This is a genomic window from Shewanella ulleungensis, assembly GCF_014648315.1.
Lineage (GTDB): Bacteria > Pseudomonadota > Gammaproteobacteria > Enterobacterales > Shewanellaceae > Shewanella > Shewanella ulleungensis.
Map to the genome: position 1 here is coordinate 133,489 of NZ_BMQW01000010.1, position 22,706 is coordinate 156,194.

19 protein-coding genes and 1 riboswitch are annotated in these 22,706 nt (G+C 43.0%); of the genes, 13 read left to right on the top strand and 6 right to left on the bottom strand.

Translation table 11 applies throughout. The features are described from left to right. Positions 1-47: 47 nt before the first annotated feature. From gorA to IEY40_RS16820, 3 genes are all read right to left on the bottom strand, one after another. Positions 48-1,403, bottom strand: coding sequence for a glutathione-disulfide reductase (gene gorA, locus IEY40_RS16810; RefSeq protein WP_188958223.1), 1,356 nt, complete (start codon positions 1,401-1,403; stop codon positions 48-50). A gap of 66 nt (positions 1,404-1,469) precedes the next feature. Continuing rightward, on the bottom strand, positions 1,470-2,027 hold the full coding sequence (locus tag IEY40_RS16815) for a hypothetical protein (RefSeq protein WP_188958225.1): 558 nt from the start codon (positions 2,025-2,027) through the stop codon (positions 1,470-1,472). A gap of 79 nt (positions 2,028-2,106) precedes the next feature. After that, entirely contained in the window at positions 2,107-2,871 is a 765-nt protein-coding gene (locus IEY40_RS16820; protein ID WP_188958227.1) for a hypothetical protein, read from the bottom strand. Positions 2,872-3,189: 318 nt separating this feature from the next. Between IEY40_RS16820 and prlC the strand changes: the two genes are divergently transcribed. From prlC to IEY40_RS16840, 4 genes are all read left to right on the top strand, one after another. After that, the gene (prlC, locus tag IEY40_RS16825; protein ID WP_188958229.1) at positions 3,190-5,229 is read left to right on the top strand and encodes an oligopeptidase A; all 2,040 of its coding nucleotides are present in this window, start codon (positions 3,190-3,192) and stop codon (positions 5,227-5,229) included. Between the two features lie 183 nt (positions 5,230-5,412). Beyond that, the gene (locus IEY40_RS16830) at positions 5,413-5,988 is read left to right on the top strand and encodes a DUF2975 domain-containing protein (protein ID WP_229777142.1); all 576 of its coding nucleotides are present in this window, start codon (positions 5,413-5,415) and stop codon (positions 5,986-5,988) included. Then, on the top strand, positions 5,988-6,197 hold the full coding sequence (locus tag IEY40_RS16835) for a helix-turn-helix domain-containing protein (RefSeq protein WP_160052104.1): 210 nt from the start codon (positions 5,988-5,990) through the stop codon (positions 6,195-6,197). The genes IEY40_RS16830 and IEY40_RS16835 overlap by 1 nt, the downstream gene beginning before the upstream one ends. 14 nt (positions 6,198-6,211) lie before the next feature. Next, positions 6,212-7,075, top strand: coding sequence for an alpha/beta hydrolase (locus IEY40_RS16840; protein WP_188958231.1), 864 nt, complete (start codon positions 6,212-6,214; stop codon positions 7,073-7,075). 79 nt (positions 7,076-7,154) lie between these two features. On the opposite strand, the gene ribB is transcribed toward IEY40_RS16840, so the two are convergent. Continuing rightward, positions 7,155-7,811, bottom strand: a complete 657-nt coding sequence (gene ribB / locus IEY40_RS16845) for a 3,4-dihydroxy-2-butanone-4-phosphate synthase (protein WP_188958233.1) — start codon at positions 7,809-7,811, stop codon at positions 7,155-7,157. Between the two features lie 95 nt (positions 7,812-7,906). Continuing rightward, positions 7,907-8,075, bottom strand: a riboswitch (FMN riboswitch). 281 nt (positions 8,076-8,356) lie between these two features. Here ribB and IEY40_RS16850 point away from each other — a divergent pair. Beyond that, the gene (locus tag IEY40_RS16850) at positions 8,357-8,887 is read left to right on the top strand and encodes a thioesterase family protein (RefSeq protein ID WP_188958235.1); all 531 of its coding nucleotides are present in this window, start codon (positions 8,357-8,359) and stop codon (positions 8,885-8,887) included. A gap of 100 nt (positions 8,888-8,987) precedes the next feature. Continuing rightward, complete coding sequence (locus IEY40_RS16855) at positions 8,988-9,674, top strand: DNA-3-methyladenine glycosylase I (protein WP_188958237.1); 687 nt, start codon at positions 8,988-8,990, stop codon at positions 9,672-9,674. A 12-nt stretch (positions 9,675-9,686) separates the two neighbouring features. Here the strand turns inward: IEY40_RS16855 and IEY40_RS16860 are convergent, their stop codons facing one another. After that, the gene (locus tag IEY40_RS16860) at positions 9,687-10,295 is read right to left on the bottom strand and encodes a TetR/AcrR family transcriptional regulator (protein ID WP_229777143.1); all 609 of its coding nucleotides are present in this window, start codon (positions 10,293-10,295) and stop codon (positions 9,687-9,689) included. A gap of 106 nt (positions 10,296-10,401) precedes the next feature. Here IEY40_RS16860 and IEY40_RS16865 point away from each other — a divergent pair, with 106 nt between their 5' ends. The 6 genes from IEY40_RS16865 to IEY40_RS16890 all read left to right on the top strand — a co-directional run bounded on the left by IEY40_RS16865 (position 10,402) and on the right by IEY40_RS16890 (position 19,579). Further along, on the top strand, positions 10,402-11,538 hold the full coding sequence (locus IEY40_RS16865; protein ID WP_188958241.1) for an MBL fold metallo-hydrolase: 1,137 nt from the start codon (positions 10,402-10,404) through the stop codon (positions 11,536-11,538). 323 nt (positions 11,539-11,861) lie between these two features. After that, positions 11,862-13,010, top strand: a complete 1,149-nt coding sequence (locus IEY40_RS16870) for an efflux RND transporter periplasmic adaptor subunit (protein WP_188958243.1) — start codon at positions 11,862-11,864, stop codon at positions 13,008-13,010. A 9-nt stretch (positions 13,011-13,019) separates the two neighbouring features. Next, a complete protein-coding gene (locus IEY40_RS16875) occupies positions 13,020-16,175 on the top strand; it encodes an efflux RND transporter permease subunit (RefSeq protein WP_188958245.1) in 3,156 nt (1,051 codons plus the stop codon). Positions 16,176-16,614: 439 nt separating this feature from the next. Beyond that, positions 16,615-17,154, top strand: coding sequence for a hypothetical protein (locus IEY40_RS16880; protein ID WP_188958247.1), 540 nt, complete (start codon positions 16,615-16,617; stop codon positions 17,152-17,154). 259 nt (positions 17,155-17,413) lie between these two features. Further along, positions 17,414-18,127 carry a lytic transglycosylase domain-containing protein gene (locus IEY40_RS20260; RefSeq protein ID WP_428848158.1) on the top strand — a complete coding sequence of 238 codons (714 nt, stop codon included), beginning with the start codon at positions 17,414-17,416 and terminating at the stop codon, positions 18,125-18,127. Between the two features lie 15 nt (positions 18,128-18,142). Then, positions 18,143-19,579 (top strand): M28 family peptidase, encoded by a 1,437-nt coding sequence (locus IEY40_RS16890; RefSeq protein ID WP_188958251.1) that lies wholly within the window; start codon positions 18,143-18,145, stop codon positions 19,577-19,579. Between the two features lie 71 nt (positions 19,580-19,650). Here IEY40_RS16890 and IEY40_RS16895 read toward each other — a convergent pair whose 3' ends face one another. Then, positions 19,651-20,496 carry a 23S rRNA (adenine(2030)-N(6))-methyltransferase RlmJ gene (locus IEY40_RS16895; RefSeq protein ID WP_188958253.1) on the bottom strand — a complete coding sequence of 282 codons (846 nt, stop codon included), beginning with the start codon at positions 20,494-20,496 and terminating at the stop codon, positions 19,651-19,653. Positions 20,497-20,639: 143 nt separating this feature from the next. On the opposite strand from IEY40_RS16895, the gene IEY40_RS16900 reads away from it, so the two are divergent. Continuing rightward, positions 20,640-21,401 (top strand): class I SAM-dependent methyltransferase, encoded by a 762-nt coding sequence (locus IEY40_RS16900; RefSeq protein ID WP_188958263.1) that lies wholly within the window; start codon positions 20,640-20,642, stop codon positions 21,399-21,401. Positions 21,402-22,706 lie beyond the last annotated feature (1,305 nt).

The window sequence follows — 22,706 nt, forward strand, 5'->3', positions numbered from 1 at the left end:
ATGTTAATTGCTAACACAACCCACGGTTTGTTTTTAATTTCAATGTTTTAACGCATGGTAACAAATTCTTCAGCGCCAGTAGGGTGAATCGCCACTACTGAGTCAAAGTCTGCTTTAGTCGCGCCCATTTTCATTGCAACGCCAAAGCCTTGGAGTATTTCATCCATACCAAAACCAATACCGTGAATACCTACAACGACTTCAGTTTCACCGGCACACACGAGTTTCATTTTACAAGCTTGGCGATGGCTAGTGACAGCGGTGTACATCGAGGTAAAGTTCGATGTGTACACCTTAATGTTGTCTTGGCCATATTTCTCGGCAGCTTCAGGCTCGGTTAATCCCATTGTACCAATTGCAGGATGACTAAACACCACGGTTGGAATTAAGCTGTAATCCATTTTGGCATTTGGCATGTCACCAAATAAACGTTCAGACAATAAACGACCTGCTTTAACAGCAACAGGGGTAAGCTCTACACCGCCAGCCATAATGTCGCCAACACAATAAATACCTTTTGCGGTGGTATTTTGTTGCTCGTCAGTGATCACATAGCCTTTAGCATCTAATTGCACATCGGTATTTTCTAAGCCGATATTACCTGTTGATGGTGAACGGCCAATCGCCCAAATCAAGCAATCAATTGTCAGGCTTTCACCATTTTCAAGCGCCAGAGTTAAACTACCATCAGCATTTTTAGTCACTGACTTTGGCACGCTATGAGTGTGCAATGTTGGGCCATCGGTAGCCATCGCTTCCATTAACCCATCAATTAAAATAGGGTCAAAGTTGCGCAGTGGCGCATGCTTACGAACCAATAAATGTGTTTCGCTGCCTAGAGCATGTAATACTCCAGCCACTTCAACCGCAATATAACCCGCGCCAACAACAGCAACACGTTTTGGCTGCTCACGCAGAGCGAAGAAACCGTCGGAATCGATACCGTATTCTGCGCCTGGAATATCTGGAATAGTCGGTGCACCACCAGTCGCAACAGTAATATGGTCAGCAGTATAGTGCTCACCATTGACTTCAATGGTGTTGTTATTAACAAAGCGACCATAACCATTCAATAAAGTGACTTTATTACTTTCAAAACCACGACCATAAGCAGCATGAATACGGCTGATATAAGCTTCGCGATTATCAACTAAAGTGTTCCAGTCGAATTTATTGACGGTAACATCAAAACCATAATCTTTGGCGTATAAGTTCATTGCTTCTGCAACATGGGCGCCATACCACATGACTTTTTTAGGGACACAACCTACGTTAACGCAAGTGCCGCCAACGTGCTTTGCTTCAATGATAAGAACTTTTGCGCCACGCATTGCTGCACGGTTTGCTGAGGCGATACCGCCACTACCTGCGCCAAGCGCGATATAGTCAAAATGTTGAGCCATGATGATCTCCACTACGATTAATGACCCCATTGTAGGGGGGATTGTGTTTGCAATCTAGTCGTTAAGTTAGCGTTTATGTTGGCATTCGCCTCGGTCAACGTCGTTAGGGCCGCTGGTGGCACACTTAAGGCAGGCCCATTCACTTTCTCTAATATCGATTTCATCTTGATAATGACTAAATGAACTGTTCTGGGTTTGAAGTTGTTTTTTCTGTAAGTGTTTAATGCGACTTTTTAGCCAGCGACAACTAGGGTCATCTGCTACGTTGGTATTGGCTTGGCGTGATGAGAGTTTTTTGGGTTTGTTGGCCTCTATGTGTTTTTGCAAGCTAGGTTTAATGTAGATGTCGTCAGCATTGTATTCTAAGGCGGAGCGAGGTTCGGCTGGGAGTGTTATGGCATTTCCCTGGCTATCACTGGCAGATTGCTGTGGTAAGGTATTCGCGTTGCTGTTATTGAGCTCAGTACTGTTATTAGACGGTTTTGCTGTTAGCTGGCTGAATTCTGAAGCCGTGGCTATCGACGTTATCCATAATAATGGGGTGAGTAACAACTGGGCTAGTAGCTGCGGGGTTAACAACAATGCACAGCATGATATGGTGTTTAGCATTGGACGGGTTAACATGTGCGTTCCTTGCGCGATGAAATATTAACCCGTTAGTTTAGTCGCTCAACTTTAAAATGCGAGGAAAGCACCTAAGCGATTAAAAGCCCCAACTGATAAATACGCCTGCATAGGTTTCATCAAGGTTACCTTGTTGATCATCTGCACGAGCTTGTTGTTTTATATCTTCTAAGGCAATGCTGTGGCTAATATGGGCAACAATCGCAAGATTATCGTAAAATTGATGCTCTGCCTCTAAGCCAAATTGCACATGGTTAGCACCGTCGTGTGCTTCGCTACTGTAACCAAAGTCAAACCCTTGCATCACATAAGGTGTTAGCGTGAGTTGTGAATTGAGTTCCCAGGGGCTATGAACGCTCAGAGTAACAAAGTAACCAGACGCTTCTGTGGCATAAGTATAGTTGATGGCGGGAACTAGCCAATCAATGCCGTTATAGGCGATTGAGCTAAAAAACTCATTATCAGATGCGCGTTCATCTCCATAAAATTCCAAGCGCTGGTAGCCAATTGTGGCGTCCACGTCTTCATGAAAATGTAATGTATATTCTAACCCTGCATTCCATTCCGTGTAGTGTACTTGGTCGGCTCGTCCAACAACGGCAAAGGCAATCATGTCATTGTGCTCTACACTTGCGACAGCCCAAGCGATACCGCCTTTTTCTAAGTTATTTCGGCCTTCGGTTATGTAATGATTTTCCCAACCTAGATCAACAGCAAAGCCAGGTTGTGTTTCATTTGACGATAATGCTGGGATTGAGATCACTAAGCTGATCATAGCCAGTATTCGAAGAAAAACAGCTGTGACGCAATGTTTACGAGTTGCAGAGCAAAAATCAAAGGCCATGTTTGTGTAGTCCAAGGTTGAGTTGCACATCTATGCGTTAATAATGCGTATGGTAGCCTTTTAAATATATAATTAAATGATAATCAGTATCGTTTGAGACATACCTGTCAATAATAATATTGTAAATTAATTGTAAATCAAAAGTGTGGCGATAATCACTTTATTTATCGAGAAAATACGCTAGGTGAGATTGGCTAGATCAATAGACTTTTATTTATTCATCGTTGCAGCGGAGCTTGAAAACTCATCAAATTGGCCCCATATCAGAATCAATTGACCCCACATAAGTCGGCACACGAATTATTTCGAGGAATCTTTATGAGCAATCCACTGCTAAATAGCGCAGCGTTACCCGAGTTTTCTAAAATCAAACCAGAACATATTCAGCCTGCGGTTGAGCAAGCCATTGCCAAATGTCGTGAAACTATTGATGTTTTATTAGCTACAAATAGCCAATATACATGGGACAATCTTATTGCCCCCCTCGAAGAAGTGGATGATGAATTAAGTAAAGCATGGTCACCAGTATCGCACATGAACTCGGTAGTCAGCAGTGATGCTCTTCGTGATGCACACGATGCATGTTTACCATTATTGTCTGATTACGGCACCTATGTTGGTCAGCATCAGGGGTTGTATGAAGCGTATAAATCGATCCATCAATCAGCTGATTTTGCCGAGTTAACTCAAGCGCAAAAAAAGGTCATTGAACAAAGCTTACTCGACTTTGAATTGTCAGGCATTGGCCTAGATGATGGTCAAAAAGCGCGTTATGGCGAGATTGTTAAACGTTTATCTGAGCTAACGAGTAATTTTTCTAACCAGTTATTAGATGCCACAGAAGCCTGGACCAAGTTGATTACCGACGAGGCTGACTTAGCGGGTTTACCTGAGTCGGCAGTGGCTGCAGCTAAAGCAATGGCCGAGGCAAAAGAGTTAAAAGGATGGTTGTTTACCCTTGATTTCCCATCTTATTTGCCGGTGATGACCTACAGCGAAAACCGTGAGTTACGTGAAGAATGCTACCGTGCATTTGTCACCCGCGCCTCTGATCAAGGGCCAAATGCTGGCGAATTCGATAACACCGACAACATGAACGAAATCGTGGCATTACGTCATGAGTTAGCCAATCTATTGGGTTTTGCCAGTTACGCAGATAAATCATTAGCGACCAAAATGGCAGAGTCGCCAGAGCAAGTATTGGGCTTTTTAAATGAATTAGGTCAGCGTTCAAAAGGCCAGGCGGCAACAGAATTAGCTGAACTACGCGCCTTTGCTAAAGAGCACTATGATGTCAGTGAAATGGCCTCATGGGACTTAAGTTTTTATGCCGAAAAACTGCAGCAACACAAATATGAAGTGTCGCAAGAAATTTTACGTCCGTACTTCCCAGAAAACAAAGTCTTATCAGGCTTATTCTTTACCGTTAACAAGCTATTTGGCTTAACCATTAACGAACAAAAAGGCGTTGATACCTGGCACAAAGACGTACGCTTCTTTGATATTTTTGACGCCGATAACGTGCACCGCGGCAGCTTTTATTTAGATTTATATGCTCGCAGCGGTAAACGTGGTGGCGCATGGATGGACGATTGCCGTGGCCGTCGTATTACCTCTACCGGTCTGCAAAAACCAGTGGCTTACTTAACCTGTAACTTTAATGGCCCAGTAGACGGCAAGCCGGCGTTATTTACTCACGACGAAGTCACTACCTTGTTCCACGAGTTTGGTCACGGTATCCACCATATGCTAACTAAAGTTGATGTGGGTGGCGTATCGGGCATTAACGGTGTGCCTTGGGATGCGGTCGAGTTACCCAGTCAGTTTATGGAAAACTGGTGCTGGCAAGAAGAAGCCCTAGCGGAGATCTCTGGCCATTACGAAACTGGCGAGCCATTACCAAAAGCGTTGCTCGATAAAATGCTCGCTGCTAAAAATTTCCAGTCAGGCATGATGATGGTACGCCAGCTTGAGTTCTCACTGTTCGACTTTAGAATGCACCATGAGTTTGACCCTGCAAAAGGTGTCGATATTCAAGGTATTTTAGATGAAGTACGCAGCCAAATAGCGGTATTGACCCCGCCAAGCTTTAACCGTTTTCAGCATGGTTTTGCCCACATTTTTGCTGGTGGCTATGCTGCAGGTTATTACAGCTACAAATGGGCTGAAGTGTTATCGGCCGATGCGTTCTCACGTTTTGAAGACGAAGGCATCTTTAACCCAGAAACAGGCAAAAGTTTCTTAAATAACATTCTTGAAATGGGCGGAAGTGAAGAACCAATGGAGCTGTTTAAACGCTTTATGGGCCGCGAGCCCAACACAGATGCATTACTGCGTCACAGTGGTATTGCTGCGTAAATCATTTATGTGAAAAAACTTTAAAAAAACCGACGTTTATTGTCGGTTTTTTTATGCCTGCGCTTTCACTCACTGAGGCTTATTATTGTTGATATAAAAAAGTTATCGTTTATCGATAATTTATTGTCGAATAAAAATAACTGTGTTAACGTTAAATTAACATTAGCCAACCTTAGAATTAGCATGGATAGAATTATTTCACTCAGTAAATGGATTAAATTACTCATCGTTTTTTTAGCCTTATTACAAGTTAGTAGCTATTGCGGCACCATGGTATTCGGCAAGTTTCAAGCTGGCGAATATGTATTAACCATTGATTGGTGGGGCTGGTTTAGCAGTTATCTTGCGGTTGATTTTACTACTCCTTGGCAAGCACTTGCGCAAAGCCTTTATGATGCAGGCTTGCATCCAGGGCTAATTCTGGGGAGCGTTGAAATACTGCCTTACCTGTTTATTTATTATTTTCTGTACCATTTGTTCGGTTTGTATCAACAAGGGCAGGTGTTCACTCAGAGTAATTTTCGCTGCTTAAGCAACATTGCTGTAGTCTTTTTAGTGTGGATTTTACTGAGTCTTTTTTACCCAATGATTATTGCCTCCACTTTGCATTTCAGTGGCACCACAAGTGCGGTACCTGTGTACTTTAGCCTTGGTAGCCAAGAGCTCAAATATGCACTTTTGGGGATGGTTTTTTATTGCGTAGCATGGGTAATGAAGCACGCAACTGAGCTGCAAGAAGAGGCGGAGTTAACTATTTAATGGCCATTATTATTGAACTGGATGTGATGTTGGCAAAGCGCAAAATGAAGTCAACTGAGCTAGCTGAATTGGTGGGAATTACGCCGCAAAATTTATCGGTATTACGAAGCGGCCGTGCTAAAGCGATTCGATTTTCAACACTCGATGCCATCTGCCAGCATTTACAGTGCTCGCCAGGGGATATTTTAATCCACAAGGAAGATCAATAATTAAGGATAATAATATGCAAAATACAGTAACAAAAATGATCACTGTGACAATGATTAGCACGGCGATGTTTATCATTTCTGGCTGTACGGTGCGCTTAACTGAAGCGAGTTTTATTGCCCATGATAAAGCGCCTGTGGCCTTTAACACTGAGTTTACGCAAGCATTGCAGCAAGCCATGCCGAATAATGCCATTACCCCGCTGAGCCTAGAGGCGAGCGATCACGCTAAGCTGAATGGTTTTTTTATCGATAACCCAAACAGCAACACAACCCTAGTGTTTTATCAGGGTAATGGCATGAAGATTCAACCACATTGTTTAGCCGATTTAACGGCATTATCGGCGCTTAATACTGACATTTTGGTTATGGATCGCCGTGGCATTGGCGCCAGTGAAGGCAAGCCGAAGATTCAAAATATTATCTCGGATGCACAGCAACAACTAGACTACTTACAGCAGCACTTCCAACCAGAAAAAATCATCTTGCACGGTTACTCGCTAGGCAGTTTTATTGCCGCCGATTTAGCTAAAAATAATCAGATAGATGCACTGGTTTTGCATGGTTCGGCCACCAATGCCGACGATTGGGTCGATGAGAAAACGCCCTGGTACATGGCACCGTTTATGACACTAGAAATACCACAAGACTTTCGAAATATAGATAATAAACAAGTTGTTGCACAATCATATTCAGGACCATTATTAGTGATTGCCGGAGAAAATGATGATGAAGTGCCGCCAGCACTGTCTGAAAAACTGTTTGCCGCAAGCAAGTCTGCTAACAAACAGTTTATTATGGTACCTAAAGTCGGTCATCAGGGCATGCTAGAAGATGTAACCACAATGCAGCAGTATCAAGCTTTTATTACCGCGCTTTGATGGGCAAAAAATAGCATAAAAAAGAGGCGCCAATGCGCCTCTTCGTTTGATTAATCTTTGTTACGCTTTAAGTAACCATTTACGCTAACTTCAAATCATATTGGTTGCGGTACATCACCATGTCTTCGATGGTAAGTACTGGCATATTGTGCTTTAAACCAAATGCGACGATTTCAGGCGCTTTGGCCATGCTGCCATCTTCGTTGGTGAGTTCACATAACACGCCTGCTGGCATTAAACCGGCCATTTGCATTAAATCAACTGTACCTTCTGTGTGACCACGACGAGACATTACTCCGCCAGCGCGAGCGCGTAGCGGAAATACGTGTCCTGGGCGTGCTAGGTCTGATGCTTTGGCACTGCGATTAGCTGCTGTTTTAATGGTAGTCACCCGGTCTTGTGCCGATACGCCTGTGGTGACGCCAACTTTAGCTTCGATAGACACAGTAAAAGCGGTTTGGTTAGCACTGTTGTTGTCGGTAACCATAGGTGGTAATTCAAGCTTATTAGCATGCTCGTCGGTTAAGCATAAACACACAATACCGCTGCATTCGCGGATCATTAATGCCATTTGGGCTGTGGTTAAGTGCTCAACTGAGTAAATAATATCGCCTTCGTTTTCGCGATCTTCATCATCGAGTAGTAATACGCCGCGGCCTTCTCTAAGCGCTGCAAGTGCATTTTCGACACGGGTAATGGGTTCGCCAAATTCGGCAAGTAGTGAAAGCTGATTCATGGTTGTACTCCTAAAATGACCAGAATCAGGGCTTGTAAAGAGGGATATAAATCCAAAACAAATTGCACCAAAAAGCCGTGGGCTGATTGATGTATCTCCATTCTCTCTCATCCGGACTATAACCGTCGGCTCTGGACTGTTAAACATTGCCGTTAAGCAATGCTAAGTCACCAGATCTGCTGACCTCGACGAATCGAGCGCTCGCGGGCTTACTTTTTCAAGTTTACCGCCGGTGGGGAATTGCGCCCCGCCCTGAGAATTATAAACAATGTTGTTTGCGTTTAAGCATTAGTCGATAACGATAAATGCTGTTGTTCATCATGTTAGCGTCTTAACAACGCCAATAAGATATCACCGCGTTGCTATGGTAATCAGTTAAGTCACAGATGAAAAGGGGGATAAGTCGCAAAAAGAGTAACAAAACACTGTGCCATGATGAGTTTGTGCTGTTGATTGCACGTTAAATAAGTCAAAGACAGCAAAGCTTCTTGCTCGCTGGTATGACCTTTGTTAGCCTGTCGCGCTAACAATAGGAGTAGTGGTAGATGAATCTGTATTTTCGTTTTGCGTTGTTGTTTTTATGGCGAATTGGTCATTGCAAACGTATTGATTTTTTAGGCACCAGCAAAATTAACTATCGCGTTTTACCATTAGATTGCGACATCAACTTACATTTAACCAATTCGCGCTATCCAGCTTTTATGGATTTAGCCCGTACTTATTTGATTGCTGAAATTGGTTTGATGAAACAGTTTCTTAAAAACAAATGGCTGCCTATCGTCAATGCTGCCGAGTTTACTTATATCCGTGATATTAAACCGTTTGAAAAGTTTACTATTGAAACCAAGATTGTCGGTTGGGATGAAAAATACTTCTATATTGAACACCGTATTGTCACTGCCCGTGGTTTGCATTGTATTGCCCATGTACGCGGAGTGTTTATATGTCGTGGTAAGCAAGTGCCTATTGAAACCTTAATTGAAGCCGCAGGTTACACGGGTGACATGCCAGAGTTACCAGCTGAAGTGGTTAAATGGAAGCAGTTTTTACAACTCAAAAAAGAGTGTAATACGTAACCTCAATAGCGTTTAGTATCAATATTTATCTATACAGATCAATCAACCATACTCTGTCGTATTGGTAGGTTTAGGTTGATAAGGTAAAAGGAGTGGCACGGTGGCATTAGAAAAGTTCAGTGATATTTGGGCGCGTGCTTGCGAGCGAAAAGGCGGACCAGCTGTCGTTAAGTCATTGCTACCAAATACACTCAACGCTGATGAAATCAGTGAATATACCGATGCACAGTTACTTTCAGTAATGAGTAAACGTGTTTTCCAAAGTGGTTTTGTATGGCGAGTGGTTGACAATAAGTGGCCGGCTTACGAAAAGGCCTTTTTTGACTTTGAGCCCATGAAAGTATTGATGTTATCTCCGGATCAAATTCAGCAGCGCGCCACTGACCCAGAGCTTATTCGTCATCAAAAGAAAACTCAAGCGATTGTGGATAATGCTTATATGATCCAGCAAATCAATGCTGAACACGGCAGCTTTGCTGAATTTATTGCAAATTGGCCAACAGACGATATTACCGGATTATGGCAAGTGCTTAAAAAGCGCGGTGCACGGTTAGGTGGTAACACTGGCCCTTATTTTTTACGTGCAATAGGTAAAGACACCTTCTTGATGAGCCAAGATGTGCAGGCGTATTTAACGGGGCATAAGGTTGTGGATGCGGGCTTTACTTCGCAAACCGCACTGCGCCAAACCCAAGCCGCATTTAATCATTGGCAACAAGAGTCTGGCATGAGCTTAGCAGAAATAAGTCGAGTAATTTCTTTGGGCGTGGGCGATAACCGTGTTTAGTCAGTATGATTATTACGCCTGGTAACGACATAAAAACACTTTAACGATTTCGGCAGCGTGCTGATCTTTCTCTTCATCAGTTAAAGGCTCAATAATTTGGAAGATTAACGGCCAAAAGCATTGGCCTTTAATTAAACTATGGACTTGGTCTTGGGCCTGTTCAATATTATCAACATTAATTCGACCATCTTTGTTAGCCGCTTTAATCCAACGTAAAATCGCGGTTTCTTGTTTAATTATTTTTTTGATTTCTTTTTGCATTTCAGATGTATAAAACAAGTGGCCAATGACCATCCGCGACACTTCAATGTGTTCTTCTGACTGAATATGATCAATATCATAGCGTACTAACTGCTGTAATTGCGGTGCCAGTGGTTTGCTTGGGTTATAAGGTTCAGAAGGTTTCGATAATGCCTGTTGCCATAAGTCGGTCATTAAGGTCATCACTAAGGCTTCTTTGGTGGCAAAATGATTGTAAACCGTGCGCTTTGACACTTCAGCCACTTCTGCCAATTTGTCCATACTCGTTGCAGCAACCCCTAATGCTTTAAAGGTTGTTCTAGCTGCTTCAATAATAGCCGCACGTTTTATTTGGCTACGAGTTTGTTTTTCTTGAGTCATGGTCTGCACTGTATTCAATTCTATGGGATATATTTTACACTGAGTAGTTTACTTTTCAATGGGAGATTATTAAACTACACCGTGTAGTGTACTTTTGGGCTTTGGAATGAAAATATTAACCGTTGTTATCGTTGGATTTGTGGTGTTTGTTGCGATTATATGGCTCACTAAAACTTGGTCTACAGCCAATAAAAGTAAGCCCTTCATCAATAGTGAAAAAGCCTATCACGCTGGGTTAAGCAGTTTATGGCCTATCGCCAAAGCATACTGGAATACTCAGCGCCAAGCGCCAGCACCTCATAACGCAGTACCATTAGAGGCGTTAACACAAACTATCTTGGCACAGTCGACAGAAGATGCCGTATACCGTTTAGGCCACTCAACATTGCTGATGCGTATCGACGGCGAATACGTGTTAATCGACCCGGTCTTTAGCGAACGAGCATCACCTGTACAATGGGCTGGGCCGAAGCGTTTTCATCAATCGCCAATTAGTATTGCTGATTTACCAGCGATCAAGGCGGTGATCATTAGCCATGATCATTACGACCATCTCGATAAAGCTGCGATTGAAAAATTAGTCGGTAAAGTACAGCATTTTGTTACACCGCTTAAAGTGGGTGAGCATTTAACAGCTTGGGGCGTAGACCCAATTCAGATCACTGAACTGGAGTGGTGGCAGTCTGTTGAGTTAGAGGGATTACGCATTACTGCCACACCAGCGCAGCATTTTTCTGGTCGTGGCTTATTCGATCGCGACCACACATTGTGGGCTAGTTGGGTTATTCAGGGGTTACAGCATAAGGTGTTTTTTAGCGGTGACAGTGGCTACTTTAATGGTTTTAAAGAAATTGGTCAGCGTTTAGGGCCGTTTGATCTGAGCATGATTGAAACGGGTGCCTATAATGACTTATGGAGTGATATCCATATGTTGCCAGAGCAAAGCTTACAGGCACATATTGACGTTAACGCCAAGGCAATGATACCCGTTCACAATGGTACGTTTGATTTAGCATTGCATGACTGGTTTGAACCTTTCGAGCGTATTAACAAATTAGCTAAACAGCATAATGTCACCTTGTTAACCCCTAAATTTGGCCAAGCAGTAATGTTGGCAAATCCACAAGCTAACGAATTATGGTGGCGCGACATAATGATAAATCCAACGATGGATGATACAGAGCAACAGATTCATTCAAATAAGATGGATGATTTAAATGAGGTTGTAACGAATCATCATTAATCTATATTGGTAATGGTGTGTTTAAAATCATCACAACAAAGTTGATATTGTCAACATGTTGGCGTAAGGTGCGCCTAGAATTAGTGAATGAACCTAATTTGTTTGATTGCTCAGATTTAAGCAACAAGTCATTAACAAATTATCCATATATAACCTAAGCTTATTATTTATTTACAATTTATTGCCTCAGGTTGAGTTGTTTGAATTTTGTACCTGTGCGATAAAGAGAACAGAAAATTTAACAGTTTAATTTTAGCTATTTTCAAATGGAATATCTCAAGCGTGAGGTGCCATATTGAAAGTAAATCGGAGTAGGAGCACACATGCATAAAGCATTGAAAGTCGCCGCGGTTGTCACTGCAGCATTATGGATTACCGCCTGTGGCAAAGCCGAGGATGGCCAGGCGCAGCAACAGCAGCAACCTCCTTCTCCCGTTGGCGTAATGACAGTTGAAGCGGTATCACAAGCTCTTATGGTTGAGTTGCCAGGCCGTAGCCGTGCATTTTTAGAGGCTGAGGTGCGCCCACAAGTTTCTGGTATTATCACCAAACGTGCGTTTACCGAAGGCAGCGAGGTTGCTCAAGGTCAGTCGCTTTATCAAATCGACTCGGCAACGTATAAAGCTGCATTAATCAGTGCCGAAGCCGATTTAGCCAGTGCAAATGCTGCATTGGGCTCGGCTAAAGCGAAAGCTGCTCGTTATGCTCAATTGGTGAAAACCAATGCGGTGAGCCGACAAGATTTTGATGAAACAGAAGCAGCATATAAAGAAGCACAAGCCGCCGTCACTGTCGCTAAAGCCGCAATTAATACCGCTAACATTAACCTCGAATACACCGAGGTTAAAGCGCCGATCGCAGGCCGAATTGGCAAATCGTCGGTTACTGCAGGGGCATTGGTTACCGCTAATCAAGCGGCAACGCTCGCAACCATTCAGCAACTTGATCCAATTAACATCGACATTGTTCAATCAAGTGCACAGCTTCTTCGCTTAAAAGCTAATCTACGTTCTGGTCAGCTACTGAAAAGTGATAATGCCAAAGTGACATTAATGCTTGAAGATGGCAGCACTTATGAGCACCAAGGTACCTTACAGTTTGCCGAAGTTAATGTAGATGAAACCACAGGCTCAGTAACACTTCGTGCAGAGTTCCCTAATCCAGATGGTACTTTATTACCCGGAATGTATGTGCGTGCACAGTTAAATGCAGGTCAGGATCCACAAGCGATTTTAGTACCACAACGCGCAATAACACGAAACAATAAAGGCCAAGCAGTTGCGATGATCGTTGATAAAGATAACCACGCAGAAATGCGCGTAGTGAAGACTGCAGAAGTGATCGGCAATCAATGGCGTGTTGTTGAAGGTTTAGCTGTTGGCGACAAATTAATTGTCGAAGGACTGCAAAAAATCCGTCCAGGCGCACCGGTTTCACCACAAGTGTTAACGGCTGACGAACCACAAAAGTAGGGATAAATTATGGCTCGCTTTTTTATTGATCGCCCTATTTTTGCCTGGGTAATCGCAATTTTAATTATGCTTGCAGGTGTGTTAGCCATTAAAGGCTTACCAATTGCCCAGTATCCAAGTATTGCCCCGCCTACGGTGGTAATCAGTGCTTTCTATCCAGGTGCATCCGCTAAAACCATGGAAGACACGGTAACGCAGGTGATTGAGCAACGTATGACGGGGCTTGACCACTTACGTTATATTTCATCAACCAGCGACAGCTTTGGTAATGCCACCATTACCTTAACTTTTAATGCTGAAGCCGATCCAGATATTGCACAGGTTCAGGTGCAAAACAAATTACAGTCTGCCACGCCGTTACTGCCGTCTGAAGTACAGCAGCAGGGTGTAAAAGTAAATAAGTCGACATCAGGCTTCCTTATGGTTATGGGGTTTGTGTCAGAAGATGGTTCAATGGGTAAAAGTGACATTTCAGATTATGTCGCTGCCAATATTCAAGATCCAATGAGTCGCGTTCCAGGTGTAGGTGAACTTACACTTTTTGGTGCGCAATATGCGATGCGTATATGGCTCGATCCGCTTAAATTAACGCAATACAACTTAACCAGTATTGATGTTACAGCCGCGATTAGTGAGCAAAACGCGCAAATTTCTGCAGGACAATTAGGCGGTGCGCCATCGTTAGCAGGGCAAGAGCTCAACGCGACAATATCAGCCCAAAGCCGTTTACAAACACCAGAGCAGTTTAGACGAATTATCCTTAAGTCTGACTCATCTGGTGCGAATGTGTATCTTGAAGATGTCGCCAGAGTGGAACTAGGTGCAGAAAGTTATGCCGTTGACTCTTATTACAATGGTAAACCAGCATCTGGTTTAGCGGTAAAATTGGCTACAGGTGCCAACGCACTTGACACCGCTGAAGGTGTTAAAGCCAAAATTGATGAGATGAAAGCATTTTTCCCGCAAGGGCTTAATGTTGTTTATCCATACGATACCACGCCATTTGTAGAGCAATCGATTGAAGGCGTAGTGCATACATTACTAGAAGCCATTGTGTTGGTATTCTTGATTATGTATTTGTTCCTACAAAACTTTAGAGCTACGTTAATCCCAACAATTGCGGTACCAGTGGTATTGCTCGGTACGTTTGCAGTGCTATCGGCAGCAGGCTTTACTATTAATACCTTAACCATGTTTGCCATGGTACTGGCTATTGGTCTGCTGGTGGACGATGCGATTGTTGTGGTCGAAAACGTTGAACGTGTGATGTCGGAAGAGGGCTTAAGTCCACTTGAGGCCACCCGCAAGTCGATGGACCAAATCACCAGTGCTTTAGTCGGTATTGGTTTGACTTTATCAGCAGTATTTGTGCCTATGGCATTTATGTCGGGATCGACAGGGGTTATTTACCGTCAGTTCTCCATTACGATTGTGTCGGCAATGGCGTTATCTGTGTTTGTGGCAATCGTATTAACACCGGCATTATGTGCCACCATGCTAAAACCGATTAAAAAAGGCCATACCCATGCAGATACCGGGTTCTTTGGCTGGTTTAACCGCAAGTTTGATGCAATGACCTCGCGCTATGAGTCTAGTGTTGGCAGTATTTTGAAGCGCTCATTCAGAGTGATGCTAATTTACATTGGTTTGGTTATCGCAGTGGGTTGGATATTCTTGCGTATGCCAACAGCGTTCTTGCCTGATGAAGACCAAGGTATCTTGTTTACCCAAGCTATTTTGCCAACAAACTCAACCCAAGAAAGTACCGTAAAAGTGCTTAAACAGGTTAATGACTATTACCTCAATGACGAAAAAGACATTGTTAATTCTGTGTTTACCGTAGCAGGCTTTAGTTTCGCCGGTTCAGGTCAAAATATGGGTATTGCGTTTGTAGGCTTAAAAGATTGGTCAACTCGCGAAGCGCCTGGTGAAGATGTTCAATCACTTGCTGGCCGTGCAATGGGGCGCTTTATGCAAATTAAAGAAGCCTTAGTGTTCGCCTTTGTGCCTCCGTCGGTCATTGAATTGGGCACCGCTAACGGTTTTGATGTGTACTTAAAAGATTTGAATGGCCAAGGCCACAGTAAATTGATTGAGGCGCGAAATCAGTTGCTTGGTATGGCGTCGCAAAACGCTAATTTAGTGGGTGTGAGGCCTAACGGTCAAGAAGATGCTCCTATGTATCAAATCCATGTCGATCACGCCAAACTGAGTGCTTTGGGTATTGATATTAATAACGTTAACAGCGTAATGGCAACCGCATTAGGTGGTGCATACGTTAATGACTTTATCGACCGTGGCCGCGTAAAAAAGGTCTATGTGCAAGGTGAGGCGAAATATCGCATGCAACCAAGCGACTTAGATAGTTGGTATGTGCGTAATAGCAATGGCGAAATGGTACCGTTCTCGGCATTTTCGACTGGAGCGTGGGAATTTGGTTCACCTCAATTGCAACGTTTTAACGGTGTACCAGCGGTTAACATTCAAGGCGCGACGGTACCGGGTTACAGTACCGGTGCAGCAATGGACGCACTAGAAGAAATGGCTAAACAGCTTCCACCGGGTTACGGTTTAGAATGGAACGGTTTGTCATACGAAGAGCGTTTGTCAGGTAATCAGGCACCTGCATTATATGCACTGTCTATCTTGATTGTATTCTTAGTACTTGCGGCATTGTATGAGAGCTGGTCGGTGCCATTATCAGTTATTCTTGTGGTGCCGCTGGGTATTATCGGTGCATTGCTCGCCATGAACGGTCGCGGTTTACCTAACGATGTATTCTTCCAGGTGGGCTTATTAACTACCGTTGGGTTGGCAACCAAAAACGCCATCTTGATTGTTGAGTTTGCCAAAGAATATTATGAAAAAGGCTCTGGTTTAATTGAGGCAACACTGCATGCTGTGAGGGTGCGTTTACGCCCAATTTTAATGACCTCATTGGCCTTTGGTTTAGGTGTTGTACCATTAGCCATTAGCTCTGGTGTAGGGTCTGGCAGTCAAAACGCGATTGGTACAGCTGTACTGGGCGGAATGATGTCATCGACATTCTTAGGTATTTTCTTTGTACCTTTATTCTTTGTTGTCGTTGAGCGTATCTTTAGTAAACGTGAAAAACCAAGTGAAGAGGATGAAGACAAAGTCGATAACGATAGAACATCGATTTAATCAGTAACCTTGATGAAAAAAGCCCAGTTAAACTGGGCTTTTTTGTATCTGTAGCAATGTATATTTATATTTCGATTTGGCTAAAAAAGCATATAGCGAGTAAAAAAGCGCTTAACAGTGATTATATGGTGTTTAAAAGACGCTAATTGACTCATTTAAATAGAGTAAACTTAAAATGTGTTTAAAAAACACTCTTAATAAAATTGCTTTAGGTTATTGATAGAAATGGTGATTAATAATTTAACTGTGCAAATTTTATCCAGGTAGTAATCAATATTTGTGTTATGATTGAGATCCTAATCAAAACAGTTTTTTAACATCTATATGCACAAGGTAAGCACAATTGTGGTTATTTTTTAGCGAAGATATCGCCGATAAAGATGAACTTTTGATTAAATAATGATTATGATAGTGAATAACAATAATAAAGGATGTCACCATGCAGGCGCTATTTATTAGCCTCACTTTAGCCGCGATTCTGGCGTACCTTTGGTATGCCAGTTTACTTAAAAAACGCACTTCAGCCATTGAAGCGCTAAAAGTCATCGACTCAAAAATTGATAGAAGACTGACACTCTTTACTGAACTGTGTCAGGAAAAACCATCTTATCCCCGCCCTTTAACAGATGACCAGCAAGCTCAGTTGGAGCAATTAAAACAGTTACAACCCGAACATGATTGGGAGCAACCCATTGAAGAATCAAACGTTGCTGGTGGTTCATTGTCGGTATCGATTGCAGCATGGCAGCAAATAGACCAAGGCTTAGAATCGCTATTGTCTACAGTGAATAAAGACAAATTGTGTACTGAACAACTTGCTGAGTATTTGCAGCTAGAACTCGACTTTATACATGCAGAAGATTTCTACCGAAAAGCGGTCGATGAGCTCAACAGTGGAGTTAAGATTTTCCCTGGTTCTGCCGTGGCTAAGTTTGCTCGTATCGCGCCGATGCCGATATTTGATCAAGTGCAGGAATAACCCGATGTTGTGGCGTAATGAATTGGCGCTAGTGGTTATCGTAGTACTTTTTTCGGCTGCGCAAGTACACGCTAAACAAGTGGTTTATCCGCAAGTAGAAGAAACTGAAAAACCAAATATAAAAGCTAAGTACCGTGTTGAACAGCCTACTGAAAAGCAGCAGCTCCAGTTAAAACCGACACAGAGTAATACACAGAGTAATAGCAATAAACCTACCCTTGAAGCGTTTAATGTATTGAACCAAAGCGCCCCTAAATCCATTAACGATCAATTATCGCTTAATGGCAGTTATGTTGCTGAAAAACCGCAACAACGTACATTAACCAACGACTACCAGTTAACTCAATCATCTGCAGCTTTGGGCAAACCAAAGGTAAAAGCACGATACTCTGAAAACGGCATTGTGAGTGATTTAGGTGTCGAAAAGCGTAAAGTGTATCAATACAAGCAAGCTAACGGCGTCATGGTGTTTAGTGATCAGCAACCCCTAGGCGCTGACTACCAAGTACTGCTATATGAATGTTTTGCCTGTCGTCCAGATTCCACCATCGACTGGTATAAAATCCCATTATTTACCTCACACTTTGCCACCGATGTTGCGTTAGCTGCACACAAATACCAACTAGACCCGGCATTGATCAGAGCAGTGATTCACGCCGAATCGGCGTTTAAACCTGGTGCAGTATCAAAAGCTGGCGCTAAAGGGTTAATGCAATTAATGCCAGGTACAGCCAGTGACATGGGCGTTGATAACCCATTAAATGCCCAACAAAATATTCGTGGTGGTAGCCGTTATTTAGCGCAACTATTAGCGCAGTTTAATGGTGATCTAGACTTAGCGTGCGCAGCGTACAATGCAGGTCCTAGCACCGTGACTCAATACAGTGGCATTCCGCCATATCCCGAAACTCAAGCTTATGTGAAGCGCGTAAAAATATTATTCAAACGCTATCAAAAAGCATTAGCCAGTTAATTAAGGTCGTTATTCATGAAGCATTTTATTCATAAAGCACAACCAAAGCGCGTTAAACTCAACCGTAACAGTGGCTATTGCTTAGCCGGTATGGCTGGGTTATTAATTTTTGGTGCCGTGGCTGTGCCAGCTCTCGCTGCCGACAAACAAGTATTAGTTGCCCCCTCGCAAGAAGACATGCGTTTATACGACATTGCCAACGCGCCACAAGCGCAGCGCATTGAGCAGGATATCCGTACCTTGGTTGATTTTGGTACTCGCCATACTATGTCGGATACTAAATCTGATACTCAAGGGATTGGTGCAGCAAGGCGCTGGATAGAAGCCGAGTTTAAGCGGATTTCAAAAGAGTGTGGTGGCTGCTTAGAGGTTGTAACGGTAGCAAACACAGTAGAAGGTAAGCGTATTGCTCAACCTACCGAAGTGGTCAACGTTATTGCCATTCAACGTGGTAAAACAGATCCTAAGCGTGTGGTGATGATGAGTGGCGATATTGATTCGCGTGTCACCGACGTGCTTGATGCAACTTCCATTTCTCCAGGTGCTAACGACAATGCGTCAGGTGTAGCTGGCGCATTAGAAGCCGCGCGGGTGTTATCAAAATATCAATTTAACGGCACCATAGTGTACGCCGCATTGTCGGGTGAAGAGCAGGGCTTGTACGGCGGAAATATTTTAGCCGACTACGCCAAAGCGCAAGGTTGGCAAGTACAAGCGGTGTTAAATAACGACATGATAGGCAATATTGCCGGCATTAATGGCGTGGTTAATAACAGCAGTGTGCGAGTGTTTTCGGAAGGCGTGCGTTTTGCAGAAACGGCCGACGAGGCAAAAGAGCGTTATTTTAGTGGTGGCGAAAACGATTCTGCCTCACGTAATTTAGCGCGTAAAATAAAGACGTTGGCCGACCAATACATGACTAACCTAGACGTAATGTTAGTGTACCGCCTTGACCGATTTGGCCGCGGTGGACACCACTTACCGTTTAATCAGGCTGGGTTACCTGCGGTGCGCATTATGGAAACCAATGAGCATTACGACCGCCAGCATCAGGATATTCGAGTTGAAAACGGTATTGCTTATGGTGATGTCATTGAAGGGGTCGATTTTGATTTTACCGCCAAGCTAACGGCATTAAATGCCTTAAGCTTAGCCGCCCAGGCGTGGGCACCAGCACCGCCAACACAAGTGAAAATTGCAGGCCAGGTGTCTCCAAGTACCACGTTGAATTGGGCAAAAAGCAATGATGAAACCGTAGTGGGTTATCGGGTTTATTGGCGCTCAACTACTGCGCCAGAATGGACTCACAGCCGTTATGTTGGCAAAGTGGAAACATTTACTTTAGATAATCTAGTGATTGATAATTACTTATTTGGCGTAGCAAGTGTTGCTGCCAATGGCAATGTCAGCCCAGTGGTATTTCCTGGGGCGGCAGGCGCGTTTTTTAAGTAATCATTTTGAGTTTGCTATAAAAAAGCCCGGAGCATCAACATGCACCGGGCTTTTTTATTATCTAATTGAGGCTACTCGCCGACTTCCCATTTTACTGTTGTGTAACCGTCAGCATGGCCTAATAAAGGCGCTAAATACTCTAATGCTTCTTTAGCCATTACGTCCATTTGCCAAGGTGGATTGATAATCCATAAACCGGCAGCTGTCATACCAAACTCATCACTATCGGCATCGATGGCCTGCTCAATACGCAACTGTTTTTTAATGCCGCTATTTTTAAGTAATGTCAGCATGGCTTCAGTCTGCTCACGTTTCACCACCGGATACCACAACATAAAAATCCCTGTAGCAAAGCGTTTATGCGCTTTAATTAGGGTTTCTGCTACATCAATATAATCGGTTTTAATTTCATAACTCGGGTCAATTAAAATCACCCCACGACGCTCTAATGGTGGCACAGCAGCAATTAACCCTGCTAAGCCATCGTCGTTAATGACTTTTACTTGTTTGTCTTGAATAAAATAGTCTTCAAGTAACTCATGGTCTGTTGAATGTAGCTCGTGTAGTACCATGCGATCTTGCGGGCGTAATTCCACATCAACAAACGCAGGTGAGCCCGGATAAACGGCTAGCTCACCGTCATGTTCAGCGTTAAAATGGCGAACAGCGTCAACGTAATCAGCAAGTGCAACGGGTAGGTTTTCGTGATCCCACAGTTTGGCTACACCATCTAAATATTCGCCGGTTTTTTGCGAAAACTCATCCGTTAACGAATACGCCCCAGCGCCTGCATGGGTGTCGATATACACGTAAGGTTTTTCTTTTTTCTGCATGGCTTTTAACGCTTGAATAAGCATGGCGTGTTTAAGCACATCGGCATAATTGCCTGCATGATAACCGTGGCGATAACTGAGCATGGGCATTTCCATTAACTAATGAACAGTAAAAACTGTGTAATAGCACTATTATAAGTTTTCTCAGGCGTTAGGTATAGGTATTCACTGGTGATGGCTTTTGGCATAATGAGGTAGTTTCTTATATTGGCGTGGTATTTCTCTTGTTGCAGACATCTATATTCTTTAATCAGCAGTACCCAACATTGGTTGATATCGCCAGCCGCTGGCAATTAGTGTGGGACAAAGACGCCGCATTTGAATTGCGTTTTGAGCAAAACTGTTTGAGTTTGTACAAACGAGATGAACCCAAATTAGATGGTATTAACGTTGATTTTGTCTCTGGTGCTGTGGCACACCGACGCAAGTTTGGTGGCGGGCGCGGTCAATCTATCGCCAAAGCGGTAGGGTTAAAGCAAGGCGTAACGCCTACTGTCGTTGATGGCACTGCAGGGTTAGGTCGCGATGCCTTTGTACTGGCAAGCCTGGGCTGCAAAGTGATTATGGTTGAGCGCCATCCTGTGGTTGCTGCATTATTAGAAGATGGATTGCGCCGTGCCTATGAAGACGCCGAAATCGGCGGGTGGATGCAAGAGCTTATGAGCCTGTTTCATGGTTCAAGCCTCACCGCATTAGCGAATGCTGCTTGCACAAGTGACACTGAAATCGATGTGGTTTACCTTGATCCCATGTACCCACATCGTGAAAAGTCAGCATTAGTTAAAAAAGAAATGCGCGTATTTCAAACCTTAGTCGGTGCCGACCTCGACGCCGACGGCTTATTAGCCCCGGCAATGGCACTGGCCAGCAAGCGTGTAGTAGTAAAACGCCCTGATTACGCTGAAGATCTCGACGGGATAAAACCCAGTATGGTATTAGCCCAGAAAAAAAATCGCTTTGATGTGTACGTGAAAGCCGCGATGAAATAGTGGTGTTTAAGTAGCTGTGATTAAGTTTTAACAATTTGTCGCTGAACCCATACATTGACATAATGTACCCATAGTTTGACAAATTTAACCCATTCAATGACATTTTGTTTTATATATTATTGATTCATGAATTAAAAATGTTTAACTCCAGTTTGGTTTTTTGTAGCTTTAAGAGGGATTCGATGAAAAATGAGCTACCAGATATATATGTAAAATTAGTCAATATATTTATATTTTTGTCTTGGGTCGCTACAACCTCGGTAGTAGTGCTAGCACTATTTTCAAACTCCAGTACGAGTCAACTCGTAGTCGGACAAATAATTGAAAATTGGAGTACGACAATCTTACCAATTGTCTCAATATCTATTGTTTGTGGTTTTCCTTGGTTTAAACTTATTTTAACTGAATTCGACATCTGTCATGTTCCACGAAAGATCGGCTTTTCAATATTTTCATTTTGTATCGCACTTTTTTTCTATGAACCTATTTCTAAAGCGCCTGCTGAAGGTGTTGTTTACAACACATTATTCTGTGTGTTGTTGATATTGATTGTGTATCCAATTACACGAATATTAAACCTCAACGAGGCTAATCCCTAATAAAGCCATTTTACATATTTACACATGCTGTCATATTTTCGAGGTCGGCATGAGACTTGATCCTGCTTTTACCTTCGTTTGTAGCCTGCTCACGTATTCTTTTGTAAGGAGTCTTCAACGGCCTCAAGTTCCGAGATGAATTAAAATAAAAAACTCACTCGTATCTTCGCCAAAGTGTGCTTCAAATATGGCCTGTGGCCACTAACATCATGGCGCTTCGCTCATCTTTACACTTCATCTATAACTGGCTTACAAATGTCGGGCAATATCCTGTGCCAACCATGTCTCCCATCTTTATGTAGTGTGTACTGTGTAAAAAACAGCTGTAATGTTTTTTGGCGTGTTTTAAATTGAATTGGCTAATAAGCAAACTAAAGTCGTACGATTAATTAATCGAGCATGCTGTAATGCATTGAAATTAAATATTTTTTATTTTTGTCGAATATTGAGTCCACTTTTAACGCGCAAGCTCGTTTTTATTAGTCAGTGGAGTTAAATAAAACCGCTTTACATCAATAAGATAGTAAATGTAGGATGATATTAATCAATAACTTAAATGGTCGACTTTAAATTAATTTGGCCCTTCAATAAGCTGTTGAACTAAGCCGCTGCGCGGAGCCCAAAAGTCCGTCATTTGCACCACACTTACCTCAGTGGATTTCCCACTATCAAGGAGGTAAGTCATGTTAGTACACACCCAATTATT